The following is an 884-nucleotide window of genomic DNA, read 5'->3' on the forward strand; positions in this document are numbered from 1 at the left end:
TGTTGGGGGTGTGGGGAGTGGGGGGCGCAGGTGTCCTGCCCGAATATTCGCCGCTGATCGCATCTGCGGTACGGCGTACGAGCGGGAGCAGGGTGAGGAGTTCCTCGGCCGTGACGACGACGTTGGGTGCCGACATCGACATGGCTGCCACCACCCGGCCGTCGGCGCCCCTGATGGGGGCCCCGACGCAGTTGATGGACTCCTCGTGGCCGCCGAGGTCGGTGGCCCAGCCCTGTTCGCGTACGGTCGCGAGCTCCTTGAGGAAGGCTCCCGCGTTCGGGGTCGAACGGGCCGTGTAGGTGGGGTAGTCGAGCCGTTCCGCGACGGCGCGGCGCTCCGGCTCGGGGAGGTCGGCGAGGAGAAGTTTCGCGACGGCGGCGACGGTGATCGCGACCGGTTTGCCGATACGCGAGTACATCCGGACCGGGTAGCGGCTCTCGACCTTGTCGATGTAGAGGACCTCGTTCTCCTCGTACACGGCGAGGTGGACCGTGTGACCCACCTGCTCGTTGAGGGCGGTGAGGTGGGGATGGGCGATCTCACGCACGTCGAGGTTCTCGACGGCCTCCTGCGCGAGAGCGAACAGGCGGGCGCCGAGGCGGTAGCGCTGGTCCTGCTGGCGGTAGACGAGGCCGTGCTCGTGGAGGGTGCGGAGGAGACGTAGGGCGGTCGACTTGTGCACGTCGAGGCTCGTCGCGACCTGGCCGAGGTCGGCGGGGCCGCGGGCGAGCAGGGGAAGGATGGACAGTGCCCTGTCCACGGTCTGGCTCATGGCGTACGTACCTCCTCGGCGGCCTGCGGCGAGGACGTCCAGCCGGGGCCGAGACGAAGTCTCCCCCAGGCGGCGTCGTCCAGGGCCGCAAGCCGGTCGGCGTGGGCCCGGG

At 70.2% G+C, this 884-nt stretch carries 1 protein-coding gene and 1 pseudogene; both read right to left on the reverse strand.

Features of this window, described 5'->3' with window-relative positions; translation table 11 throughout:
• Window positions 1-772: IclR family transcriptional regulator (locus tag J0695_RS39520; protein WP_206969674.1), on the reverse strand; the 772-nt coding region annotated here is incomplete at its 3' end.
• Window positions 769-884: pseudogene (locus tag J0695_RS44715) on the reverse strand (carbohydrate kinase); the annotation flags it as partial. The gene J0695_RS39520 and the pseudogene J0695_RS44715, both read right to left, overlap by 4 nt.

The organism is Streptomyces beijiangensis, assembly GCF_017315755.1.
Lineage (GTDB): Bacteria > Actinomycetota > Actinomycetes > Streptomycetales > Streptomycetaceae > Streptomyces > Streptomyces beijiangensis.